A 22,934-nucleotide genomic window follows, 5' to 3' on the forward strand; every position below is an offset into this window, starting at 1 on the left:
CTCATTTTTTATCATGTTTGGTTTGCCAATAATATATTGCAAGTTGTGTACGATCTCGTAAGTTTAGTTTATCTAAGATGACACTAATCACATTTCTTACAGATCCTTCGCTAATCCATAGTTTTTGCGAGATCTCTTTATTAGAATACCCATGAGCAATGAGTTCTAAACAACTATTTTCTCTTTCTGTTAATGAATCGATAAATTCACTTGAAGTCATCATTTTTAAAACTTCATCGCTTAAAACTGCTTGACCTAAATATACATTTTGAATCGTTGTGATTTGTTTTTCTATATCATCAGTTTTAAGTAAATACCCATCAGCTTTCGCATGAAGTGCCTGATGGATGTTTTTGAAGTCATTAAAAGTTGTAAGCATTATGATTTTAATCTCTTGTTTCATCGATTTAATGATTGCAGTGGCATCAATCCCATTTAAAACAGGCATTCTAATATCCATTAAAATCATATCAACATCATGATTTGACACAAAGTCAATTGCTTTTTGGCCATTTTCAACTTTACCAACAATGTGAAAGTCTTTAGTTTTTGATAATATGATGTCTAAACTATCCCTAATGGTTTGATCATCATCGACAAGTAGTATACGCATCATAATCCTCCTTCAAGTGCTAGTGGCATAACACATATCAAAACAAACTTATCGTTTCTTTGATATGTTAATGTACCACCAACGGCTTCAATGGTTTTTCTCATATAACTTAATCCAACACCAGATGGTGATTTTTTTGATTTGATTCCATCATTTTTAATCATCAATCTTAAGACAGGTTCAACAACCTCTATTCTTATCTCAATCGTTTTTGCATCAGCATGTTTTAAGATATTAGTTAAGCCTTCTTTGATAACTGATGCCATCATAAAATAATGCGTTTGACTCAGTTTAAGCATATTTCCAGTTGTTTTTAAATCAACTGCTGGTCCTGGATGAGCCTCAATCAATGCTCTAACGCGATCCATCCCATAAGACTCTTGAGGTTTTGTGTAGCTTACAGTTTCTTTTAAAGCTGATACTGATTGTTCTAGCTTTACTTTTAACGTTTTAAAACTGTCATCTTCTATTAAATGATCTTGAGACATTTCATATGCTCTTAAAGATAATAATGCGCCAGTTAACTCATGACCCAAATTATCATGAAGCTTATGAGCAATTCGATCTCTTTCAGATAGAATACTAATTCTTGATAATTCATCTAAGGATGACATCATTTTAATTTTCTCGTTTTCTCTGATGTGCGCATCATGATGCCATTGATCAAGTTTTCTTAAATGTGAATCATAAGATTTCTTCCATTGATATAAAACAAATGATAACAACATCTGATAGCTATAAAACCCATATGCTAAAGGTGTCTTTAACATGGTAAGGATCCATATAGACATGATCACTCCAAAAATGAGATAACGATCTTTATAGATCATCACCATGATATAAGGTATCATCAATAAAGCCAAAGATTGATCAAAATATATGATAATAGCAAGTATTATACCTTCAATATATAAATAGTTGATATACTGATGAAATCGCATGCGTATTAACATCGCTATGGCTGATACCAACCATAGCAAAAAAACTGCAGGGTCTTGCAGTTTTATTGCAAATAAGATGATTAAATATGTCACTACCATGATGCCATAAAAGACATGTGATGGGGTGATGCGTTTAACCATTAATCAAATCTCCTTCTTGAACCTAATATAAGACACATCATCGAAAATCCTAAAATGATACTTATGCTTAACATGATTTGTAAGAAATCCTTAGATACAACTTGTTCAATACCATAAGCATACCAATATGTTGGTAAAACAATTGCATAATCTTTAATGGCTTGCGGTAACATCGATAATGGAAATGTCAATCCACCAACCAGTGCGATCACATTTGCGACGACACTATAAATGGAAATAGATGTTGAAAATCTTTTATATAATGTATGCCAAAAGAGTGCAAATGCTAATGAAAAGATTGAAAAAGCGAATATCATCAACATACCAAATCCAGTAAAGTAAAACGTTAAATCGTACACCATATGTGCGACGATCGCAAACATCAATATTTGCATAGCCATAATCATAAAATATGCTAGCAAATGACCACATAAGTAAGCCAAATGCGATATGGGTGATGCTGCAATTCTTATAATCGTTTTATACGAACGATCATCAATCATTTGTTTGGCTAAAAGTACAGAACTAAACAGCATAATCAATCCAAACAATCCGTATGCAATCTGTGGTGCTGTCGTATTTCCAGTTGATGGTATCAATAAGACAATCATCGGAAATATCGTAAGCACCACCAGCATGATTTTTTGTTTCCATAATCTCTTGAGTGCTAATCCATAGATCTCTTTCATTTATAATACCTTCTTTAACGCTTTTTTCATCAATAATGCACAGATGATCGTTAGAAGGATCAGTAAACCAATCCCCATGAATGCTTCATTATAATTTTGATTCATAAATCCATAAACACTTGTGTGTGTCCATGCAATTGGAGATCCGTATTCATTTAGAAAATCTGTCAATCTAGAAGATTTAAATGGAATGAAATATCCACCTGCAAACATCGATACGATGATAAACCCAGTCATGATCGTTTGCACAACAGAAGCCTTCTTAAATACTAAGATTAAATACGTTCCAAGGAAATGCAATGTGATTGAAGCAATCATTAAAACTAATACAACAAATCCAAACATCGGTATTTGAATGTTATAAATCAGCCATATCGTCGCTAAAATGATAAATGTTTGACAAAGGGATGTGATGATACTTCCAATCAAATTCATATATATGAATCGCATTTGCGATACAGGTGCAATCATTAATCTTGCTCGAAAGGGTTTAAAAAAGTCATGTTCGATACCCTCAAAAGCATAAGCTGTACCAAACCCTTGAAACATGATGATATAAACTAAACTAATATATAAGATCACGTCATTGCGTTCACTTGGGTCTGCTATACCCTGATTGATGAAAACCATCGCAATAATCATCACAATCGGTAATCCAATTAAGATGATATGCCCAATATAATCTCTTAGAAATCTAAGTCCGTAAAACCTAATCATATAAAACACCACCATCTCTTAAATGCTTACCTGTAAGCATTAAGAATACATCTTCTAAGTTTGGTTCATTGTGTTTAATATGAAGTACTGTTTCTTTAGAGACAATCTGTAAGATTTGATCTAAGATATTGACTGATGTTTCAATCATAATCTTATAGGTTTGATGCTCTAAATGGACATCTTTAACATCAGGCAATGCTTTGATTGACTTCACTGTTTCTTCTTCAGGATGTCTGACTTCAATGTCAATGATTTGATCTCCCTTCATCTTTGAGATTAAATCTTTGACTGTGCCTTTCGCAATGATATGTCCTTGATCGATGATATAGACAAAATCACTGATTTGTTCGACTTCTTCGATATAATGTGATGTATAGATTATAGATATATCTTTATCTTTTGCTAGTTTTTTAACAAACTCTAAGATATAATTTCTACTTTGTGGATCTATCCCTACAGTCGGTTCATCTAAAATCACAAGCTCAGGATCATGAAGGAGTGCACATCCGATATTTAATCTTCTTTTCATTCCACCTGAGTATTTCTTAGGTATGACATGTAGTTTTTCGGTAATCCCAACAAGTTCAGCAACTTCATGAATCTTATCTTCTAATGCCCTACCTTTTAAGCCATAAAGACTTCCGAAAAATCTAAGGTTTTCATATGCACTTAAATCTTCATATACAGTTACTTCTTGCGTAACTAAACCTATTTTTCTCTTAACATTTTTGTTTTTAGGTGTTTGTTTTTCACCAAAAACAAAAATCTCACCTTCATCCAGTTCTAACAAACCAGAAATAATGTTGATGGCAGTCGTCTTACCTGCACCATTAGGACCAAGTAGTCCAACCACTTCACCCTTTTTAATCTCTAAATTTAAATAATCTAGTGCCATGACTTCATCGCCATAACGTTTAATAACATCTTTCATTTTTACAATCATTTTGTTCATGTAAGATTTAAACTGTATTAAGTTAGTACTTAAGACGGATTTAAATCTTTCCCCTTTCTTTCTAATTTAATATAATAATAATGTACTGTGGATTTGTTTCATTTTTATATAGCTTAGACTATTTCGAGGTGACGCTTACCACGGTCTTTATTTTAATCAGCAATAGTTAGTTAGCGCAAGACGCTTTTTACATGATTATGAGATAAAGATTAGCTGGACTTACCACATGTACACATAATTTTAAGGAGGTGTACTTATGATCTATATCGGTATCGATATTTCAAAGTACAAGCACGACTGTTTCATCGCCACCGAAACAGTTGATTATCAGTTCTCATTTGAGAACAGTCAGTCCGGGTTTAAAGAACTTTTAGAGCATTTTAAACCCTATGTGAAGCAAGAAATGATAATAGGCTTAGAGGCTACAGGTCATTATGGTGAAAATCTTAAGTCATTTCTTACCCTCCATGGCTATTCGTTCATGGAGATTAATCCTTTTCTAGTGAAGAAGTTTGGAGAAGCCCATTCACTAAGAAAAACAAAGACGGATAAGAAAGATGCTCAATTGATTTCAACTTATATGAGATCTGTAGACTACAAAGCCTATCATCATCAATCTTATCATATAAGTGCTTTAAAATCACTGACTAGGTTACGATTTAAACTCATTTCTATACGGACAAAGCACTACAATATGATGACTAAGGTCTTAGATGTCATCTTTCCTGAATATAAGCCTTTTATGCGAGAACAAGGCTATAGTGGTACATCTTTGCACATTTTAAAACGTTTTTCTTCTCCAGATAAAATCGCTAAGATGACCGATAGTCATTTCGATAAACTTCGAAGACTATCAAAGGGTAAGTTCAATTATCCTAAGTTTGTGAAGCTGAAAGACCTCGCGAAATCAACCATTGGTGTCACTCAAGATCATCAACTCTTTAAATTAAAGACCTCAATCTCATATGTTGAGAAACTTAACACTGATATCGAAGAAACTGAGAAACAAATCACTTCTTTAATGGAACGGTATCCAACAAAGATTCAAACAATTATGGGTATTGGCATCATTTCAGCAGCTATTATTATATGTGAATACGGAGACATTCGGCTTTTCTCAAATCCCTCTGAAATGTTATCCTATGCAGGTCTAGATTCAACCATCAAACAATCTGGCACCATGTCTTCTACAGGTAAACTTGTCAAACGCGGTAGTAAATATCTACGTTCTACGCTCGTTAATATTTGCCTGATGGTTATGACTCACAACCCTGTGTTCTATGATTATTACACCAAGAAGAAACAAGAGGGGAAACATCACCGTGTCGCACTTATTCATCTCGCCAAAAAACTGATTAGAGTGATTCATCATTTGGAAACTCATCATGAAGATTTTGATTCTTCTAAACTCAAATAACTGATTACTTAAACTGTGGCGGTTAAGTAAAAAGTCATCTGTAATATAAGCTAACCTCCATATTTTATCTGCTATAGGAGGTTTTTACAGTATGTCTAATAAAAGTACTTGACTTTTAATAGTTAGTCACCTCGACACTATCATATCAAATCATAAACAATCGTCATAGTGACATTTGTCACATCTTTTTAGGTTTTTTTAAATTGTTTTGATATCTATCTGTCATCATACTCATAAATCGACCTAATCTTACAGGCATGAGATACATGAGCGCTACCATCACTCTATTTCTTTTAGTATATGTAATGATTCTTTTTTTATGATGCATCCTTTTCGCTAATCTTTCACCAACAACTTTTGGATCAGCCATCATTTCCTTAGGCATACCTAAACCGCTTGCTGATTTGGTATGCGTTAATGGTGGATGAATCAGATGACATTTTATATTGGTATCTTTTAATTCAATATTTAAACACTTGGCAAGTGATTCTAATGCGCCTTTAGATGAAGCATAAGGACTGATATTTTTAAAGCCCATAATGCCTACGCCAGAGCTTGTTAAAAAGATATGTCCTTGATGTCGTTGATTAAAATGAGGCAGTATATGCTTAATCATATGGATTGCCCCAAAATAATTGATATCTAGCACTTCTTTCATTGTTTTGATATCAGTGTCCATGAAACTCTCAAATGTACACATACACGCATTATGTATGGCATAATCGATATGTCCAAGAGTGTTTATTGCTTTTGCAATACTCGCTTTGACCATATCTTCATCTTTCATATCGCATATCGTATATGCGAGCGCTTCTTGATTATAGGTTTTAGATAAAATTTTAAGTTGATCGAGCTCGATATCTAAAACATAGACATGATGACCTTGTTTTAATAATGTATGAACCATATGATAGCCAATACCTTGATTACCACCACTGATCAGTATCTTTAAAGGTTTATTTGATTTCATCTTATTTCCTCTTTATCATAAATGATCGATTATATGTATCGTGTTTTGGATAATAGATTTTTCTATAATCGATGATATCACCATACATATTAAAAAACTCTTCCCATACTTCTGTTTTTTGATTAAGCAGTAATAAACCATCATCGACTAAATCATTTTCAATGACTTTAATACCATATGACTCGTAGAGTCTAGGATCTATATAATCATTAAGTTTAATCCATATCAACCCGTTAGGTTTTAGAAGTCTTATAGCGCTGGTGAGTATATGATTGGTCTCAGCATAATCGGTATTGTCAATGATATTGGACAAGATAATTTTATCAAAGCTCTGATCCTTAATTTGAGTTAACTGCTGAGCGTCGCCTTGAATAAAACTAAATCCTCTTTTACGTCCAGTTCTTCTTTTGCATAAACGAATCGCTTCTTCACTTAAATCAATACCTGTAAGCTTTGAAGCTCCTCTTAATTTTGCGTAAATCAGCATAGATCCATTGCCACACCCAAAGTCTAAGACTACATCATTGGGTTTGATTAATTGATCCAACATGTCATCTAAATCTTTATTTCCAGTTGATTTGGTTTTCGGATAAACTGCTTCTTCACGTTTAAAAACATCATCCCAAAATAACTTTATTTTTTCTTTTTTATTTTCCATTTGATAAACTCCTAATAGCGCTTATTCGTTAAGTTCATGATATCAATATTTAGTAAGTTAATCAATATGTTATAGATAAAAATGAAAAAAGCACTATATATATAGTACTTTTTGAAAGTTTTAATTTAATATCATCTTAATTTGTTCTAATTGCTTTTTAACATCTGACTGATCAAAAGATTTAAAAACTAAATTGATATCTTTAAAACCTTTGATGATATTTAATGTTGATGTTTGTTTTAATAGATTGCCTTTTAAAATGCTTAAATGAGCATCACTTTTTTGATCGTTTGAATGGATATAGACTGTATGAATATATGGCTTTATTTGTTCATAAAAAGCGTTTAAATCCATGGTTGCATATGCAAGTGCGTGACCCATGTCAAATGCAAGAGAAAAGCGTTTAGACGATATGCCATAATAGATATCAAGCATCATCTTTGGGTTATGCTCAAAGGTGTTACAAAGTGAGATGGTGATATCTTTGGAATGTTTAATCATATGTTTCCAAAATGAGATGGATTTTTGTAAAAAATCATCATCATAAAACGAAACATTGATATTTGGAATGTAGTTCGAAAGAAAAATAATTTCTTTGGCTCCTAATCGGTGTGCCTCATGAATGGCATTTAGCACTTTACGTTTAACAATTTCAAATATATCTAAATCTTGGGTTGCTGGACTCATATCGATATAAGGTCCATCAACAATCAGTATTTGATTTGAGTTTAGATGAAAATCAGATACATGATTGATATTAGAGTTCATAAGCGTCTCTAGATTGATGACTTCCATTTGATTTAGATCAACGATCTTATGGTTTTGAATCAAAACCCCTTGTTTTATATCATGTCTTTTCATAATCACTCTCCTAACGATATTTTATTGACTCATTTGGTTTATGACATATCCCACATAATCTTTCATCCGATGTTCTACATACGATTCTTGATGAGAAATATCAGGAAAGATGTTATCTTTGTCCATTTTTATTGAGTGATCACTTTCTAATCCAAACGTGAGTCCATATGGATACGCTTTTGGATCAACAATCACTTTAAATCCTAAACCATTTAGAGTTTTTACCATAGGCTCATTAAGCATCGTTTGATAATGTTTTACTACATCAACACGATCTACAAGTCCACCGTGAGTAACAAGACCAATCTTTGCCTTTTGAAGAGGATGAACATAAGACGGATCTTTTAACCAAGATGCATAAAATATTTCGTTTAGTTTCTCTAAAAAAATCATCAGTTTTGATGGGAATGGTGCATAAAAAGGAATGACAAAAAAGATGAGATCTGGATGTTTGATATCTTCCAATAATTTTTTAAAAGATGAATCTACTTCACATGTTTTACTTTCCGCACACTTACCACATAAGTGACATGGCTTTAATCCATAATCTTTGATGTTGATGATATCAACATCTTGATGTGTCAGTTTTTGGATGACTCTACCAATCTGTGTTGAGTTTGTTACAGCTTTACTCGTATTTTGTGAAAATGATATGACTGTCATTTGCATATGTTTATATCCCTTTTCCTTTGATCGTTTTTATCTACTTTATTCTAGCATAAGTGTTCTAAAAAGGAAAGATGACCTCACACGTTTAAAAAAGGAAAAAACAAGTAGGTATGAATCTACTTGTTTTAGGAGGAGATGTTATTTAAAGTTTATCTTAAACTGAATGTTTGATTCATTTTTTAATTGATATGATTGATCTCTCCATGTAATGGAAACTTCTTTTTGGTTAATCATAAATGTATCTTTGCCTTGTTCACCATAAAGATTGATCGAAAGTAACTTAAAGTCTAAGTCATTAGTGATCGGTGATAATAGATCATCACCTTGAGTAATTAATGCTTTTCCTGATCTCAAAAAGACTAGCATATCATAAAGATCAACATCAAAGGTATGTGTTTGATTACCTTGATAGGCTTCATTACTTAGTAAATGTATCCAAGTACCTTCTGGAAAGATTACTTCTCTTTGTTTTTGATTTGGATTTAACACAGGTGCAACCAATAGATTACCAAACATATGTTGATCATCGATATGTGCATACTTCTCATCATTAAACGCAACCATCATATGCTTCATCACTGTGGTATGATCTAATATCGCCTGTGTTGTCCAACTATAGATGGATGGGAGTAAATGCATACGCAAATAATAATAGTTAATCAGTTGTGGTAGTTCTTCTATTTTTTCATGATAAGATGCAATATGCCATGGAGTGCGTTCATTATGTAATTCTTTAGATGGATCTAGTTTTGCAAACTGTCCACCTACAGGCTCAGAATGACATTGCATGATTGGCACAAACACCGCAAGTTGTGTTGATCTCACATAAAGTTCATAAGAAGGCATATCACCTGCAAATCCGCCAATGTCAAAACTCCATAACGCATGACCAGATAGTGCTGCAGATAAGCCTGCACCATAAACATGTCTTAATTCATCCCACGTTGATTTTTGATCTCCTGCCCAGATAATCGTATCTTTTTTACTGCCATGATAGCCAGCTCTAGAAAATAGAACTTGATCATCTGTCATCTTTTCTTTATACGTTTCAGTATAAAGTCTTGAATAATCGTTGGTCATTTGTTTTCCAGTTGAACCATCATAAAAACTACATTTTTCATCTGAGATAAACTCACCACCATCGGTTTTAAATCCATCAACACCAATATCTAGTAAGTATCTTCTTTGTTTCATCCACCAATCTCTTGTTTTTGGATTGGTGAAATCTGGAACATATGATCCAGGAAACCAACGACCCTCAGGTATTTTAAAGGGCTTTTCATCTAGTTTTACAATCATATCTTCTTTAACTGCATAAGCCTTATCATTTTCATGCTTTGGATTAAGCTTCTCATGAGATTCCATGTGTTTTAAAACCGGAATTTGCCAAAGTAGGACTTTGATATTTTCGTCATGTAGTGCTTTGATCATGGCTTTTGGATCTGTCCAAAGGCCATGTGGATCAAATGTAAAGTCCTCATAACGATAAGGTGTATCTTTGATTTGATAAGATGCACCGTTAAAAATATAGAAGGTTGCTTCATCACTCCACTGTTCAATCACTAAAGCTGAAACTGGAATTTGATGCTTTTTTAGTATGTTTAATTGGTTTAATATCAGTTCTTGTGAGTTCCATCTGTGAGCTGAAATCCAAGGACCAAATACCCAAAGTGGTGGCATTAATGTTTCTGTTAATGCATTATATGATTTGATGATGTCTTCATAAGATCCTTCAAAGATATAAATCTCTGTATGTTCATCTAACTTAGAAATATCAATCATGATCGGTTGTTTAAACTCAAAATTGATGACATCTTTCGTATGAATAAATACACCTAATCCATGTTCTAAGATAAAGAAAGGACATGGATAGTATGTCTTTTCACCTTGATTACAAAACTTCTCAAAAACCTCATTAACGACTATATGATGTTTTTGATTGATACCATTATATTTTTCACCAAGTCCATAGACAAATGATGATTCACCCATAATCATCAGATGACTACGTGTTTTTGTAATGAGATATGATTTGGTTTTAATTGATGTTAAATCTTTTAACTTATACATTTTATGCATCATTTCTTACCTTCCATACATATCTGATATATGCAGCACAAACAAACTCTGCATTTGCCCACATCAGTGGGTTAATGAGTGGTCGTGCTTCTAATTGAGCATCAATGGCTTCTGGTAACATGCCATATCCATTTTGATGTGCTTTCATGAAATCCATAAAATTTAAATAATCTTTTTCATAACCTAATACATAAGCAGTCTCTGCAGCTGCAGCTGTATTAAAGATCCAAGGACCATCATGATATTCTTGTTCACTATAACCAATGCCATATGTATAATAGGCTGCGTGTGTTTTTAATGTGTGATATGATGCTCTATATTTATCCGTTAAGGGATAATGGAAACTTGTCCCAAAGAGCTGTGGTGTATCATAACGTTTAATCACATCATGATGATAATCCACATAGCCATAATAGTAATAGTCTTCTTGACCATAAGTAGCTTCAATTGCTTGATGAAGATTTTCATAATGCTTCATCCATTTATCTTTTAAATCCTTCATCTGAAAGATAGCAAACATATCTAGTGCAGCTTTTAATCCTCCACAAATAAACATGTTGGTTGACGTAATAAATGCAGGTCCGTAAACCCCTTCATTGACACCACCTTCAGGCCCATATAAACCGTTTTTCTTCTCGGTTTGTAAGAGAATACTTAAGATGCGATCTAACGTCTCAAAATCGCATAATAGTTCGCCTTTAGCTAAATAATAGTCTTTAAATATCGATGCGAAATAACCGATAAAGTCAATTTGCTTAAAAACATCATTGTTTGCGCCTTCATCACCGGTTTGATCGAAGCGATATCTTTGAAAATATTCACCATTTTCTTTAAGTTCACACTTTAAGAAAAATTGAATGATTGACATGAAATCATCAAACAGATGTGCATATAAAAATGCTCTTGCACCCATCAGTGCATCTCTTGAATAAAAGGCAACATGTCCATTTGCGAAATAATGTCCGGTTAAATCAGCTGGAAGAAGTCCACCAAGTAAAGCGCCTTTTAATGCTACCAATTTCACTTTAACTTCTTCAGTCATGATCATATCCGGATTGATTTTTGATAAATAATGATTCCAATAGGTTTTGACATCATCAAAACCTTTTGAAAAATCATATGAGTTTTGAGCCTTAACAGATAACATCCAATTAAATGTATATGATTCACCTTGGTCTAAAATGATATCTGAACAAATGATAGATGCTAAAGGTGTTTTCGTCATCCCCTTAGATGCATCTGTTCTATGCTCATTAAATAACATGGATTGAAACCCACGATACATAAAACCACTGGGTGCATCTTCTACGATATATGCATAAGTTTTTTGTTGATCGGTTTTTATCCCTAATGGATAACCATCAACATCAAGTTCTAGTTTCCCATCTTGATAATTCCACTTTGAAGTTGTTTTCAGTTGAGTAATCGCAAGTGCACCTACTGAAAACTGTTGTTTTTCATTGCTTGTATTCATAATTGTTGTTTGAAATCTAATATATGTCTCATGAGCAGCAACTTGATCGATTTTCTCAAAACCATCATAAACAAAATGATCTTTCATGATTGCATAATCAATCACTTCACTTACTTTTGCATGGTGCCTTTTCGGATGTCCAACTTTAGGTTTAACCCGGTCTGCATAATAGAGTACATCATCTTTTTTAACAACAGATGTTGCGGTATGAATCAAATCTTTTTCATAAGTATCTACATATAAGTGTTGTAGTCCACAAGCTTTCTGATCAATGATGGTATCATGAAGACCATATAAAGCACTAAATGTATTTGATCCAATATATGTTAGCCCTGGATATCTCATTTGACACCGCCTTCTTGTACGCCTCTGATAAAGTATTTTTGTGCAAATGCATAAACCAATAAGATTGGCCCCATAGAAACAAGTGATCCTGCCATCAGTGTATTATACTCAGTACCATACTGTGCATTCAGTTTACTTAAAAGTACAGGTAAAGTCACCTTATCTGGATCAGTAAGGATAATTAAAGGCCAAAAGTAATCATTCCAGTAATGCATGAAATTGATCACGAATAACGTTGTTAATGGCACAATACTAATCGGAATAATAATCTTAAAAAATACATGAATTAATGAAGCTCCATCCATATAAGCTGCTTCAATGAGTTCATTTGAGATCTTTCTCATAAATTGTCTGAGCAAGAAAATCGCAAACACATTATAAACAGATGGTAATATAACACCTAAGTATGAATTATTCAAACCCAATTTCGTTAAAATAATGAATATTGGAATTCCAGTCACTTGTAGAGGAATCATCATACTCATTAAAAACAACACGAATAACACATTCTTAAATCTAAATTCAAATTTCGCAAAAATAAACGCTGCGAAACTCGCACTTAGAAGCGTTAATATGGTTGAACTTAATGTGATGAGCAAACTGTTAAACGTTGATCTTAAAAATGGTAGTTTCGTCAAAACCTTAATAAAAGCATCAAAAGAAACATTTTTAGGTATCCATTCGATCGGAATGGCCATCAAAGCTTCTTGACTCTTTAAAGATGTTGAAATCATCCAAAAAAAGGGAATAATGCTTAAGAAAGTGATTACGCATAAGATTAAAATGACATTCATGCTTTTCAGCTTAAATTTCTTATTCATAAAACACCCACTTCTTCTGAAATACCAGTTGTATAATCGTCACAATCACAATCATAATGAGTAAGACAATAGACAGTGCTGCAGCATAACCCATATTGAAATATCTAAATCCATAGGTATAAATACGCTCAACTAACACTTGAGTCGATCCAAATGGTCCGCCTCCAGTCATAACCATGACTTGAGGGAAAAGTTGGAACGAGTTAATCATTGTCGTAATCAATACAAAAAATAAAGTTGGTGATACAAGTGGTAATGTAATTTTTAAAGTCTTTTTAAATGAGCTAGCTCCATCAATCTCAGCCGCTTCATAAACCTCTTTATCAACATTTCTAAGTGCCCCAAAGATGATCAGTGAAAAGAAACCTAAGTCTTTCCAAATACTCACCATCACAATCGATACCATCGACCATTTTGGATCAGTTAGCCATCCAGGTCCCTGGATGCCCACAAGATCAAGTAAGTTATTGATAATACCATATTGTCCATTTAAAGCTGATCTCCATATAATAGAACCTGCAACCCAACTGGTGAGTACTGGAATGAATAATAAGACTCTAAATGCACCGACACCTTTAACTTTTTGATCAAAGAGTAATGCTAATAAGAAAGATGAAATCATGATTAACGGTATATACATCACAATAAATTTTAATGTATTTTTTAAAACCCGGTAAAATTCATCAGAACTAAAGATATCTTTATAATTCGTGATACCTATCCAGTCTGGTGTTCCACCGATAATATCCCATGACGTAAAACTTAAATAAAAAGCAGATAACATAGGAAGTAGTGAAAAGATGATGTAGCCAAGAATACTTGGTACTAGAAATAAAACAATATAGAATTTGATGTTTTTTTGTAAGTGGTTCATGCTTTTTTCCTACTTCCTATAGATATATCTACTCTATGAATTAACTAAATTTTGAAACGATTTCTGCTTGTGCATCATCAAGAGCTTTTTGTGCAGTAATCTCACCAGCGATTGCTAAATCTAAGTAAGATTGAAGTACATCTGCAACTTGACCAAATTTTTCTAATGATGGTGGCATCACTAAATGATTCAGTGATTCAAATACTGCTTCTTTATTTGCAGGAGGTGTAATCGCTGTATATGCAGTTCTTACTTCATCTGTAAGTGCAACTGGTAAATCCCAGTTCGCGTTTGCTCTAAGTAATGCAGCTTCTTCACTACCTGATAAGAATGCAGCAAATTTTTGAGCAGCTTCACTTTCTTCTGTTTGTGCACTTACAACAACTGCATCAGAGAAGAAATGCGTAGCTTTTTGTGAGATACCTGGTTCAACTTCGATATCCCAAGCAAATGATGCATTTTCAGCAAAGTTACTAAATGCCCAAATACCAGTAACGATCATACCTAAGCGACCTGATAAGAATAAATCCCAGTCACCCATACCACCCATTTGTTCTGCATTAGGTGTTACATTGGTTTCATTGATTCTTGCAATCATCATTTCTAATGCTTCAACGTTTTCAGTTGAGTTGATTGTAAATGCGCTTTGATCAGCATTCATCATTGATCCGCCGTTTTGTGCAACAGTCTTATAAAACTCCCATGTTTGAATTGGACGGAAAATACCATAGATATCTGTACCTAAGTCACTAATTGCTTGTGCAGCAGCTAATTCTTCTGCCCAAGTCCAAGAGCTTGTAGGATAAGCTATTTCTGCTTGATCAAATAGATCTTTGTTATAGATTAACACAACATTTGAAAATTTAGTAGGTAATCCGAATTGTTTATCACCAATTTGGAATGCTTCTAAAGTTGTTGCATGAACGTTATCTAAATCAAGATCATCTGTTTCGATTTCTAGTAATGCATTTTTATCTGCATATGCTCTAAAGTTTTCGATGTTTAATTCAAATACATCTGGTGCTTGATTTCCAGCAACTCTAATTGCTAATTGAGTGAAATAATCATCATATCCAAGTGTTTCTACGTTTACCGTAATGTTTGGATTTTCTTCCTCAAAAGCTTCAACCATATCAGTAAGTGTATCTTCCTGACCTCCATTAGAAGAATAGTTTAAGAATGTGATTTCTACATCTTCAGATTCTTCTTCTTGACATGCAACGATCATCACTGACGCAATGATGAGCATGCCTAATAACATAAGTTTTTTCATATTTTTCTCCTTTTATATTTTTGCCCTGTAAGCTATGACGATAGCTTCATAAGGTCTTAATACCGAAATTTCTGGTGATACGTCTTGATAATTATGAATCACAATATTTCCATCTGTTGATATTGGTTCATCTAATGTGATTTGTTCATCATAGAAATTACAGATGACTTTAAGTGTCATGTCATCAGTTACACGATCATAAGCAAAGATAGATGGATGATCTTTAAATGTCATGATGAATTTTCCATGTTTGATGATGTCTTGATAATCACTAAACCTTCTTAAGTGAATCAGTTTTTTATAATAATTGAATACTGAAGACGGATCATTTAAGTTAGCTAATACGTTAATGTCTATATAATTAGGATTCACTTTAATCCAAGGTTTGACATTTGAGAAGCCTGCATATGCTTGATCATTCCATTGCATCGGCGTTCTTGCGTTATCTCTACCCTTAGCTTCTATCGATTTAATGATATCTTTCATGTCGAATCCTTTTTGGATGCGATCATTGATCATATTGATCGTTTCAACATCTTGATATTCATCCATCTCAAAGGATAGATTGGTCATCCCAATTTCTTCACCTTGATAAATGTAAGGTGTGCCTTGCATGAAATGTAGGAGTGTCGCTAGCATTTTTGCTGATTCTACTCTGTAAGTCTTATCATTGCCCCACCTTGAAACGATTCTTGGCAAGTCATGATTATTCCAAAACAGTGAATTCCATCCTTGATTGTAAAGTGTTGTTTGTTGTTCTTCAAACACTTTTTTAAGATCCATAAGATTTAATGGTTTTAAATCCCATTTTTCCTTGCCTGCTTCTTGATCAAGAAGACTGTGTTGGAAATTAAAGATCATTGAAAACTCTGATTGATCTGGATTTGAATATAGTTTACTTTTCTCAGGTGTCGCACCCCATGTTTCACCAACTGTAATCAGATCGTGATTTTTAAAAGCTTCTTTGTTCATCTCTTTGATATACTCGTGAAGTTTTGGTCCATCCCCAATGATGTTTTCATCAATCTCTTTTGCGATTAAATCAATGACATCGAATCTAAACCCTTTAATCCCTAAATCAATCCAAAACTTTAAAATATCATAGATTTCTTTTCTTACAGGTTTGTGATGCCAATTAAGATCAGGCTGATCTTTATCAAATAGATGTAAGTAATATGAATCTGTAGGTTCATGATACGTCCAAGCAGAATTTAAGAATATTGATTGTAGGTCACTTGGTGGCCCTGATTCTGATTTTCTAAACACATAATAATCTCTATAAGGGCTCATCTCATCTTTTAAGGCTTCTTTAAACCACTCATGTTCACTTGATGTATGATTTGCGACGATATCCATCATGATATGGATATCTAAGGCTTTTGCTTCTTTGATGAGCATCTTCATATCATCTAATGTACCGAAGGTCTCATGGATGCCATAATAATCGGATATGTCATATCCGTTATCCTTTTGAGGTGATGGATAGACTGGACATAACCAAATGACATTGATTCCTAAATCATGAAGATATGGGAGTTTTTTTATAATACCTTTGATATCTCCAATACCATCACCATTGGTATCATAAAAACTTTTGGGATATATTTGATAAACTACTGCTTGTTTCCACCACATATGAACCTCCGTTTAACGTTAAACTAATTCTGTATTTTTAATACCCAACTGGTGGGTATTATGTTGTTTTTCTTTGAACCAGCTGTACTGGCATGATGATTTTTTCTGGCTTGTTCGTTTGATGCTGCATCTTCTTATTTAAAAGATTGACTGCCACTTCACCTTTTAGGGTTATGTCTTGTTTGATGGTTGTTAAGGACGGTTGAGCAAGCTCACCGATGAACAGTCCATCAAATCCGACAATCGCAACATCTTCTGGTACTCTAATCCCATATTGATTTAAGCCCTTCATGACACTTAAAGCCATAATATCGGAATAAACGAATAATCCATCAATCGTTGAGATATGTTCTTTTACAACTTTACCAATATCAAGTCCGAACTCATATGAGGTATAGCCTTCAAATACATTATCTTTGGTATACGTTAATCCGTATTTCTTTAAGGCTTTTTTATAGCCATCAAATCTTTTTGAAGAAACACCTACTTCTTCTAAAGATGATAAGACAATACCAATATTTTTTCTACCTGTTTGAATCAAATGCTCAGTTGCAAGATATCCACCTTGCTCATCATCGGTGATGATGAGATCTAATTGATCATTTTCGATGTAACTATCTAGAAAGACTGATGGGACATCAATATCTTTAAATATCGTCTTCATTTCTCTTTCAACAGCACCTAAGACAATCACACCATCAACATTCCAATTTAAGATGAGTTGTTTTAATGTTTCTTTTTCACTAATGAAACGAAACATGAGATAATATCCAAGTTTTCTTAAGTTATACTCAATGCTATTAATCAATTCTCCATAAAAGGGATTGATTAATGCTTTATTCTTATAAGGATCCGCTTCTATCGTTTGTGGGATCGCAAGCATCACGATTTTTGATTCATGACTCTTTAAAGATCTCGCAAACAAATTAGGCGTATAGTTTAATTGTTCGATTAAGTTTTCAATTTTGATTCTAGTTTTTTCAGATACTTTATCATATCTTTTATTAATCACGTTTGACACAGTCATTTTACTGACATTGGCTAAACGTGCAATATCCTCTAAAGACGGCATATGTACACCTCGTTTACCGGTATACTAAAATTATATATGAGATGTAAGCGTTTGTCAACGATATTTTTAAATTTTTTTATAAGAATAAAGTTGATATATGCTGACTCTAATCCTTCATATATAAATATATGAGGTATAAAAAAAATCTTTCAGCATCGAAAGATTTTTTGTTTTATCTACATAACACTCATCATAACCCAATCATTATTTTAACTGGCTCACTGAATCCTTAATTGTTTTCTCAAATGCCATTTTTCCATATTTATCGACTTGCATCTTATCCTTAGGTCCATGACTAAGTGATCCTGGACCACCAATACATCCCCCGATACAAGCCATACCCTCAACAAAGTTTCCAATAGATATATTTTTAGATATTTTAAATAAAGCTTTCTTACATTCTTCTATCCCATCACAAATGACAGGATTCACTTCAAAATCATGGGTTTCGTTTTCTTTAAGTGACTGCATCACCGCTTCACTTAAACCTCCAGATCTTGCGAAGATTCTACCATAATAAGAAGCATTATCTAATGGTGATTCCTCTAAAGATTCAATATCTATATGTTTACTGTCTATGAGCGCTTGAAGTTCTTCAAAAGTCATGACACTGTCAACATAAGGTTTTACTTCATCTAATTGAGATTCTTGTTTCTTTGCGATACATGGTCCAATAAAAACAACTTTAGCTGAAGGTTCATTTTCTTTAATATACTTCGCTAAAAATGCCATGGGTGATAAATTATGAGAAACATGCTTAAGTAAATCTTTATGATTCTTTTTGATATATGATACAAAAGCTGGACAGCAGGAACTTGTTAAAAAACCTTTTTCAACAAGTTCTTTTGTTTCTAGATCAGCAATCATATCTGCACCTAAAGCTGCTTCTACAACACTATGAAATCCAACCTTCTTAATCGCAGTAACCACTTGACTCAAATTCACATGCGTAAATTGACTTGCAATGGATGGCGCAACAACTGCATAGATCTTATATGCTTTATTTTCATTGCTCTTTTTAAGAAGATCAATCACATTAACAATATATGATTTATCTACTATAGCTCCAAATGGACATTGATAGACACACGCACCACAACTGATACACTTCTCATTATCAATCACTGCAACTTTATTCGAATCCATGGTGATTGCATTGACTTTACAGGCACTAACACATGGTCTCATATGATTTGATATTGCATGATAAGGACAAACCTTAGCACATAAACCACATTCAACACATTTCGACTTATCAATGATTGCTCGTTTATGATCATCAAAAGATATCGCTTGTTTTGGGCAAACTGAAGCACATCTATGTGCCAGACACCCTCTACAACCGCTTCCGACTTCATAACCACCAACAGGACACTCATCACATGCAATGTCTATAACTTCAACAATATTGCTGTTTTTTGAGTCTCCACCAATGGCTAGTTTGATCCGCTCTGTTAAGATTGCTCGTTCTTTATAGATACAACATCTCGAGATTGGTTTTTTCGTCGGATTGATCAGTTTAGGTATATCAAGCATATTTTCAAATAAAGAATCCTTAAATGCTTGGTTAGATACCTCTTTTAACACTTGATATTTTATATATTGTACTTGTGTATCGAATTTTCTCATCTTCTACTCCTAAAAATAACTGACTTTTATGTTTTTCCCCATTTTTTTTAAACATGTGCTAATCTCTTCTATCAATTGCATTTTAATACTAAAATGAATGGGAAGATCTGGATTTTGATGTGCTGGATTGATTGCTTTACCGACATAAAAATTTATATCAGTGCCCTTTTCAAATAACCATCTAGCAATCATTGATGCTCCATCTTTTTGAAAAGACCATTGATCATGCAATTTGTTTTCCCCTAAAAAATCTTTTGCATAAATCAAGACTTGATTCATCGTTATGACACCTTCTGTGACTAAATCAACACCTTCAATCTCAGCAGTTGGTGGCATATTCGGATCATTATAGTCTAAACTTGTCTTTATGGGTTTACCTAAATATTTTGAGACGATTTGACTTGTTGTTCCACCACAAACAATTTTCTTACCCCTTTTAGAAAAGAACAACGATAACATTTGCTGATTATCAAATTTATTTTTAGGTGGACCAATCAATAAATTTAATGGTTCTCGTTTAATGACTTTAATCATTAAACAGGAAGCATCATCTCCAGGTTGATGATCATATAAACCCTTACATTTATTCATCATCAGATTTACCAATACTTTTGCGTTTACATGCTTTCTATTGTAATGCTTAATGTATTTTATAATGTTTTCTCTTTCCCACCCAAAATTAAGCTTAGTACCTACTCCAGCATGAACACATCCATCAGACATCGCTAAAAAACAATCTCCAACTTGTAGTTTCAACTTAGAATGAAAGATTCTTTTATTCGCAATCATCATTTCAGTCTTATAAAATTCATAATGCTCTTGATCTCTAATCAAAATAACAGAGGGATTGTCATATTGGACAATTTCTACTTCTTCTAAATGGTTCACTCGAATTAAAGTAAATGTTGAATAAGCTACTTGTCTAACCTTGCAGGTTGGTAGTGTATGAGCAATAGTTTCAATGCAATCTACAAGGCTCATGCCTTGTGAGATCATTGTCGATACAATTTTTGCAGTAAGTGTTGCTAAAATGGATGCCTTCACACCACTGCCTAATCCATCAGCAAGCACATAGATGTGACTATCTTCAGTTTTTACTTCTTCAATTTGATCACCACATAATGTTTCATTATGTTTACAAATAGAAGCATATCCAACATCTAAAAATAAATCATTCATGTTCTAGATGCTCCTTAAGTTTTGTTAAAGCAATTTTGGTCTCTGCAGCTGTCTCCCCTAAAAGTGAAGCAATCTCTTGGACAATGCGCATTTGCTTTTCAACAACCTGATTTGTAACTTCTATCGTTTGTTTTTTATGCTGTTCTTTGATTTCATTTTGTCTATAACTATCTGTGATATCATTCATCAGATACATGATGATATGATAATCACGATCATAAATGATAGACTCTTCAACATGCTTTTGATATTCTGCTAAGTATTTTTTTCTTTGATAGACACTTCTTTTTTGCTCTAACACTTTTTTAAAAGGTTCTTCATCTAAGATTTTGATGATCTTCTCACCTAAAACATCTTTTTCTGATCTTACATTGATGATTTTTCTTGCTGCATCATTAATTTTTTGTATTTCAAGATGTTCATTGATGACGATAATACCACTCGGCGTATAATTTAGAATATTACGATAAAAACTCTCTGCTCTTTCCTTCAAAAAAGGTAGGCACATGGATATGTTTGCTTTGCCTTGGAAAATAGCGATTGCTTTTTCCCGACAAGTATCATATCCACAAGATCCACAGTTTAACTCATCTTTTTGATTTGTTTTTCCCATTTGTTTCATGATTTCATCAATCGTGTTTTTGTTTGGTATTTCATTTTTCTTTTTGATTGAATGAAACTTTTTCAGATAAGCCTTTTGTTCAAGTTTATCTACATCAATATCATTTTTACTGCCATAAGAAATCACTGTTAAATAATCTCTTAACGGTGTTTTATGATACTTTTCCATAATCGGTCCATGAATACAACTTCCGACGCAACTTGACATTTCAATAAAACAGTTCTTCAAATCTCCTTTAGAGATATCTTCTAGCACATTGATACAGTTTTCGACACCATCAACAGCTATATATTGATAATCATCATTTCTTCTTGACAGTGACTTAATGATACCCCCTGTCGTTGGAAAGAATCTAGCTTTAAACCCGTCGTGTTCTTCAACTTCTTTTTCTAATCTAACTTGACTGTATTCAAATAATCGACTGAGTTCCTCAAAAGTCAACACTGCATCGATATAACCTTGATAATAATCAGCTTCATCCTTTTTAGCAATACAAGGTCCAACAAAAACAACTTTAGCATCTTTGTATCTGCGTTTAATATCAAGTGCATGTGCTTGCATTGGGGATATGATTGGCGCTAAAAAAGGTAGAAGATTCGGATAATACTTTTGAATGAGTAGATTAACAGAATGACATGCAGAAGTGATGAGTATTTTCGGTTTTTTTGTATCGATATAATCTTCATACTCTGATTTAACTAGTGCTGCTCCGATTGCTGTTTCTTCACAATCAAAAAAACCTAATCGCTTGATGGCTTTTCTCATCATACTGATACCAGCACCATCATAGTTTGCGACAAACGATGGTGCTAAAGAAACAATGACTTGATCATGTTGTTGTAATAACACTTTAACTTTTTCGATATCACTGACAATCTCTTTAGCATTTTGAGGACAATCTACATAGCAGTTACCACATAGGATACACTCGTTTTTAACAACACTTGCTTGATTACCAGAAAACTTAATCGATTTAACCGGACAATGTCTAATGCATTTATAACAATTCTTACATTGATTACGGTTTAATGCAATAATCTCACTCATGATCTACCTCACTTTATATTTGATAGAATTTCTTTATGAAATAAATCTTCTATATTCTCTTCATTTGCAGAAAAATGTTTTCCATTAAACTCTATGCTTACGCCTTTTTGACAATTGCCCATGCAAAACTTTCCACATAAATCAACTGATGTTTCAAGACCGTGTGCTTTTACTAACTCTTGTAAAGCACTAACAACTAATCTTGAACCTTTTAAATGACATGAACTACCGATACAAACATTGATTTTCATAACTT

Annotated in this window: 21 protein-coding genes; 1 reads left to right on the top strand and 20 read right to left on the bottom strand. The window is 33.3% G+C overall.

Annotated elements, in window-relative coordinates:
• Position 1: 1 nt before the first annotated feature.
• From BK011_02185 to BK011_02205, 5 genes are read right to left on the bottom strand one after another with little or no spacing between them, the layout of a single operon-like run.
• A complete protein-coding gene (locus tag BK011_02185; protein AUD64543.1) occupies positions 2 to 613 on the bottom strand; it encodes a DNA-binding response regulator in 612 nt (203 codons plus the stop codon).
• Entirely contained in the window at positions 613 to 1,695 is a 1,083-nt protein-coding gene (locus BK011_02190; protein ID AUD64544.1) for a hypothetical protein, read from the bottom strand. Before BK011_02190 ends, BK011_02185 begins: the two co-directional genes overlap by 1 nt.
• Positions 1,695 to 2,384, bottom strand: a complete 690-nt coding sequence (locus BK011_02195) for a hypothetical protein (protein AUD64545.1) — start codon at positions 2,382 to 2,384, stop codon at positions 1,695 to 1,697. Before BK011_02195 ends, BK011_02190 begins: the two co-directional genes overlap by 1 nt.
• Positions 2,385 to 3,101, bottom strand: coding sequence for a hypothetical protein (locus BK011_02200; GenBank protein AUD64546.1), 717 nt, complete (start codon positions 3,099 to 3,101; stop codon positions 2,385 to 2,387).
• Complete coding sequence (locus BK011_02205) at positions 3,094 to 4,044, bottom strand: export ABC transporter ATP-binding protein (GenBank protein AUD64547.1); 951 nt, start codon at positions 4,042 to 4,044, stop codon at positions 3,094 to 3,096. Before BK011_02205 ends, BK011_02200 begins: the two co-directional genes overlap by 8 nt.
• A 265-nt stretch (positions 4,045 to 4,309) precedes the next feature.
• On the opposite strand from BK011_02205, the gene BK011_02210 reads away from it, so the two are divergent.
• A complete protein-coding gene (locus BK011_02210; GenBank protein ID AUD64548.1) occupies positions 4,310 to 5,470 on the top strand; it encodes a hypothetical protein in 1,161 nt (386 codons plus the stop codon).
• Between the two features lie 178 nt (positions 5,471 to 5,648).
• On the opposite strand, the gene BK011_02215 is transcribed toward BK011_02210, so the two are convergent.
• The 15 genes from BK011_02215 to BK011_02285 all read right to left on the bottom strand — a co-directional run bounded on the left by BK011_02215 (position 5,649) and on the right by BK011_02285 (position 22,929).
• On the bottom strand, positions 5,649 to 6,440 hold the full coding sequence (locus tag BK011_02215; protein ID AUD64549.1) for a hypothetical protein: 792 nt from the start codon (positions 6,438 to 6,440) through the stop codon (positions 5,649 to 5,651).
• A 1-nt stretch (position 6,441) separates the two neighbouring features.
• Positions 6,442 to 7,098 (bottom strand): hypothetical protein, encoded by a 657-nt coding sequence (locus BK011_02220; GenBank protein ID AUD64550.1) that lies wholly within the window; start codon positions 7,096 to 7,098, stop codon positions 6,442 to 6,444.
• A 120-nt stretch (positions 7,099 to 7,218) separates the two neighbouring features.
• Positions 7,219 to 7,959 (bottom strand): hypothetical protein, encoded by a 741-nt coding sequence (locus BK011_02225; protein ID AUD64551.1) that lies wholly within the window; start codon positions 7,957 to 7,959, stop codon positions 7,219 to 7,221.
• A gap of 21 nt (positions 7,960 to 7,980) precedes the next feature.
• Positions 7,981 to 8,628 (bottom strand): hypothetical protein, encoded by a 648-nt coding sequence (locus tag BK011_02230; GenBank protein AUD64552.1) that lies wholly within the window; start codon positions 8,626 to 8,628, stop codon positions 7,981 to 7,983.
• A gap of 138 nt (positions 8,629 to 8,766) precedes the next feature.
• Positions 8,767 to 10,710 carry a hypothetical protein gene (locus tag BK011_02235; protein ID AUD64553.1) on the bottom strand — a complete coding sequence of 648 codons (1,944 nt, stop codon included), beginning with the start codon at positions 10,708 to 10,710 and terminating at the stop codon, positions 8,767 to 8,769.
• Positions 10,700 to 12,526, bottom strand: a complete 1,827-nt coding sequence (locus tag BK011_02240) for a hypothetical protein (GenBank protein ID AUD64554.1) — start codon at positions 12,524 to 12,526, stop codon at positions 10,700 to 10,702. The genes BK011_02235 and BK011_02240 overlap by 11 nt, the downstream gene beginning before the upstream one ends.
• On the bottom strand, positions 12,523 to 13,347 hold the full coding sequence (locus BK011_02245) for a sugar ABC transporter permease (GenBank protein AUD64555.1): 825 nt from the start codon (positions 13,345 to 13,347) through the stop codon (positions 12,523 to 12,525). The genes BK011_02240 and BK011_02245 overlap by 4 nt, the downstream gene beginning before the upstream one ends.
• Positions 13,340 to 14,221, bottom strand: coding sequence for a sugar ABC transporter permease (locus BK011_02250; protein AUD64556.1), 882 nt, complete (start codon positions 14,219 to 14,221; stop codon positions 13,340 to 13,342). The genes BK011_02245 and BK011_02250 overlap by 8 nt, the downstream gene beginning before the upstream one ends.
• Positions 14,222 to 14,261: 40 nt before the next feature.
• On the bottom strand, positions 14,262 to 15,494 hold the full coding sequence (locus BK011_02255; protein AUD64557.1) for a hypothetical protein: 1,233 nt from the start codon (positions 15,492 to 15,494) through the stop codon (positions 14,262 to 14,264).
• Positions 15,495 to 15,506: 12 nt separating this feature from the next.
• Positions 15,507 to 17,129, bottom strand: coding sequence for a glucohydrolase (locus BK011_02260; GenBank protein AUD64558.1), 1,623 nt, complete (start codon positions 17,127 to 17,129; stop codon positions 15,507 to 15,509).
• 58 nt (positions 17,130 to 17,187) lie between these two features.
• Entirely contained in the window at positions 17,188 to 18,201 is a 1,014-nt protein-coding gene (locus BK011_02265; protein AUD64559.1) for a hypothetical protein, read from the bottom strand.
• A gap of 204 nt (positions 18,202 to 18,405) precedes the next feature.
• Positions 18,406 to 19,830, bottom strand: coding sequence for a ferredoxin (locus BK011_02270; GenBank protein AUD64560.1), 1,425 nt, complete (start codon positions 19,828 to 19,830; stop codon positions 18,406 to 18,408).
• Between the two features lie 9 nt (positions 19,831 to 19,839).
• Positions 19,840 to 21,009 (bottom strand): serine/threonine protein phosphatase, encoded by a 1,170-nt coding sequence (locus BK011_02275; GenBank protein AUD64561.1) that lies wholly within the window; start codon positions 21,007 to 21,009, stop codon positions 19,840 to 19,842.
• Positions 21,002 to 22,678, bottom strand: a complete 1,677-nt coding sequence (locus BK011_02280) for a histidine kinase (protein ID AUD64562.1) — start codon at positions 22,676 to 22,678, stop codon at positions 21,002 to 21,004. The genes BK011_02275 and BK011_02280 overlap by 8 nt, the downstream gene beginning before the upstream one ends.
• An 8-nt stretch (positions 22,679 to 22,686) precedes the next feature.
• Positions 22,687 to 22,929 (bottom strand): NADH dehydrogenase, encoded by a 243-nt coding sequence (locus BK011_02285; GenBank protein AUD64563.1) that lies wholly within the window; start codon positions 22,927 to 22,929, stop codon positions 22,687 to 22,689.
• Positions 22,930 to 22,934 lie beyond the last annotated feature (5 nt).

The organism is Tenericutes bacterium MZ-XQ (assembly GCA_002838205.1).
GTDB lineage: Bacteria > Bacillota_I > Bacilli_A > Acholeplasmatales > Acholeplasmataceae > Mariniplasma.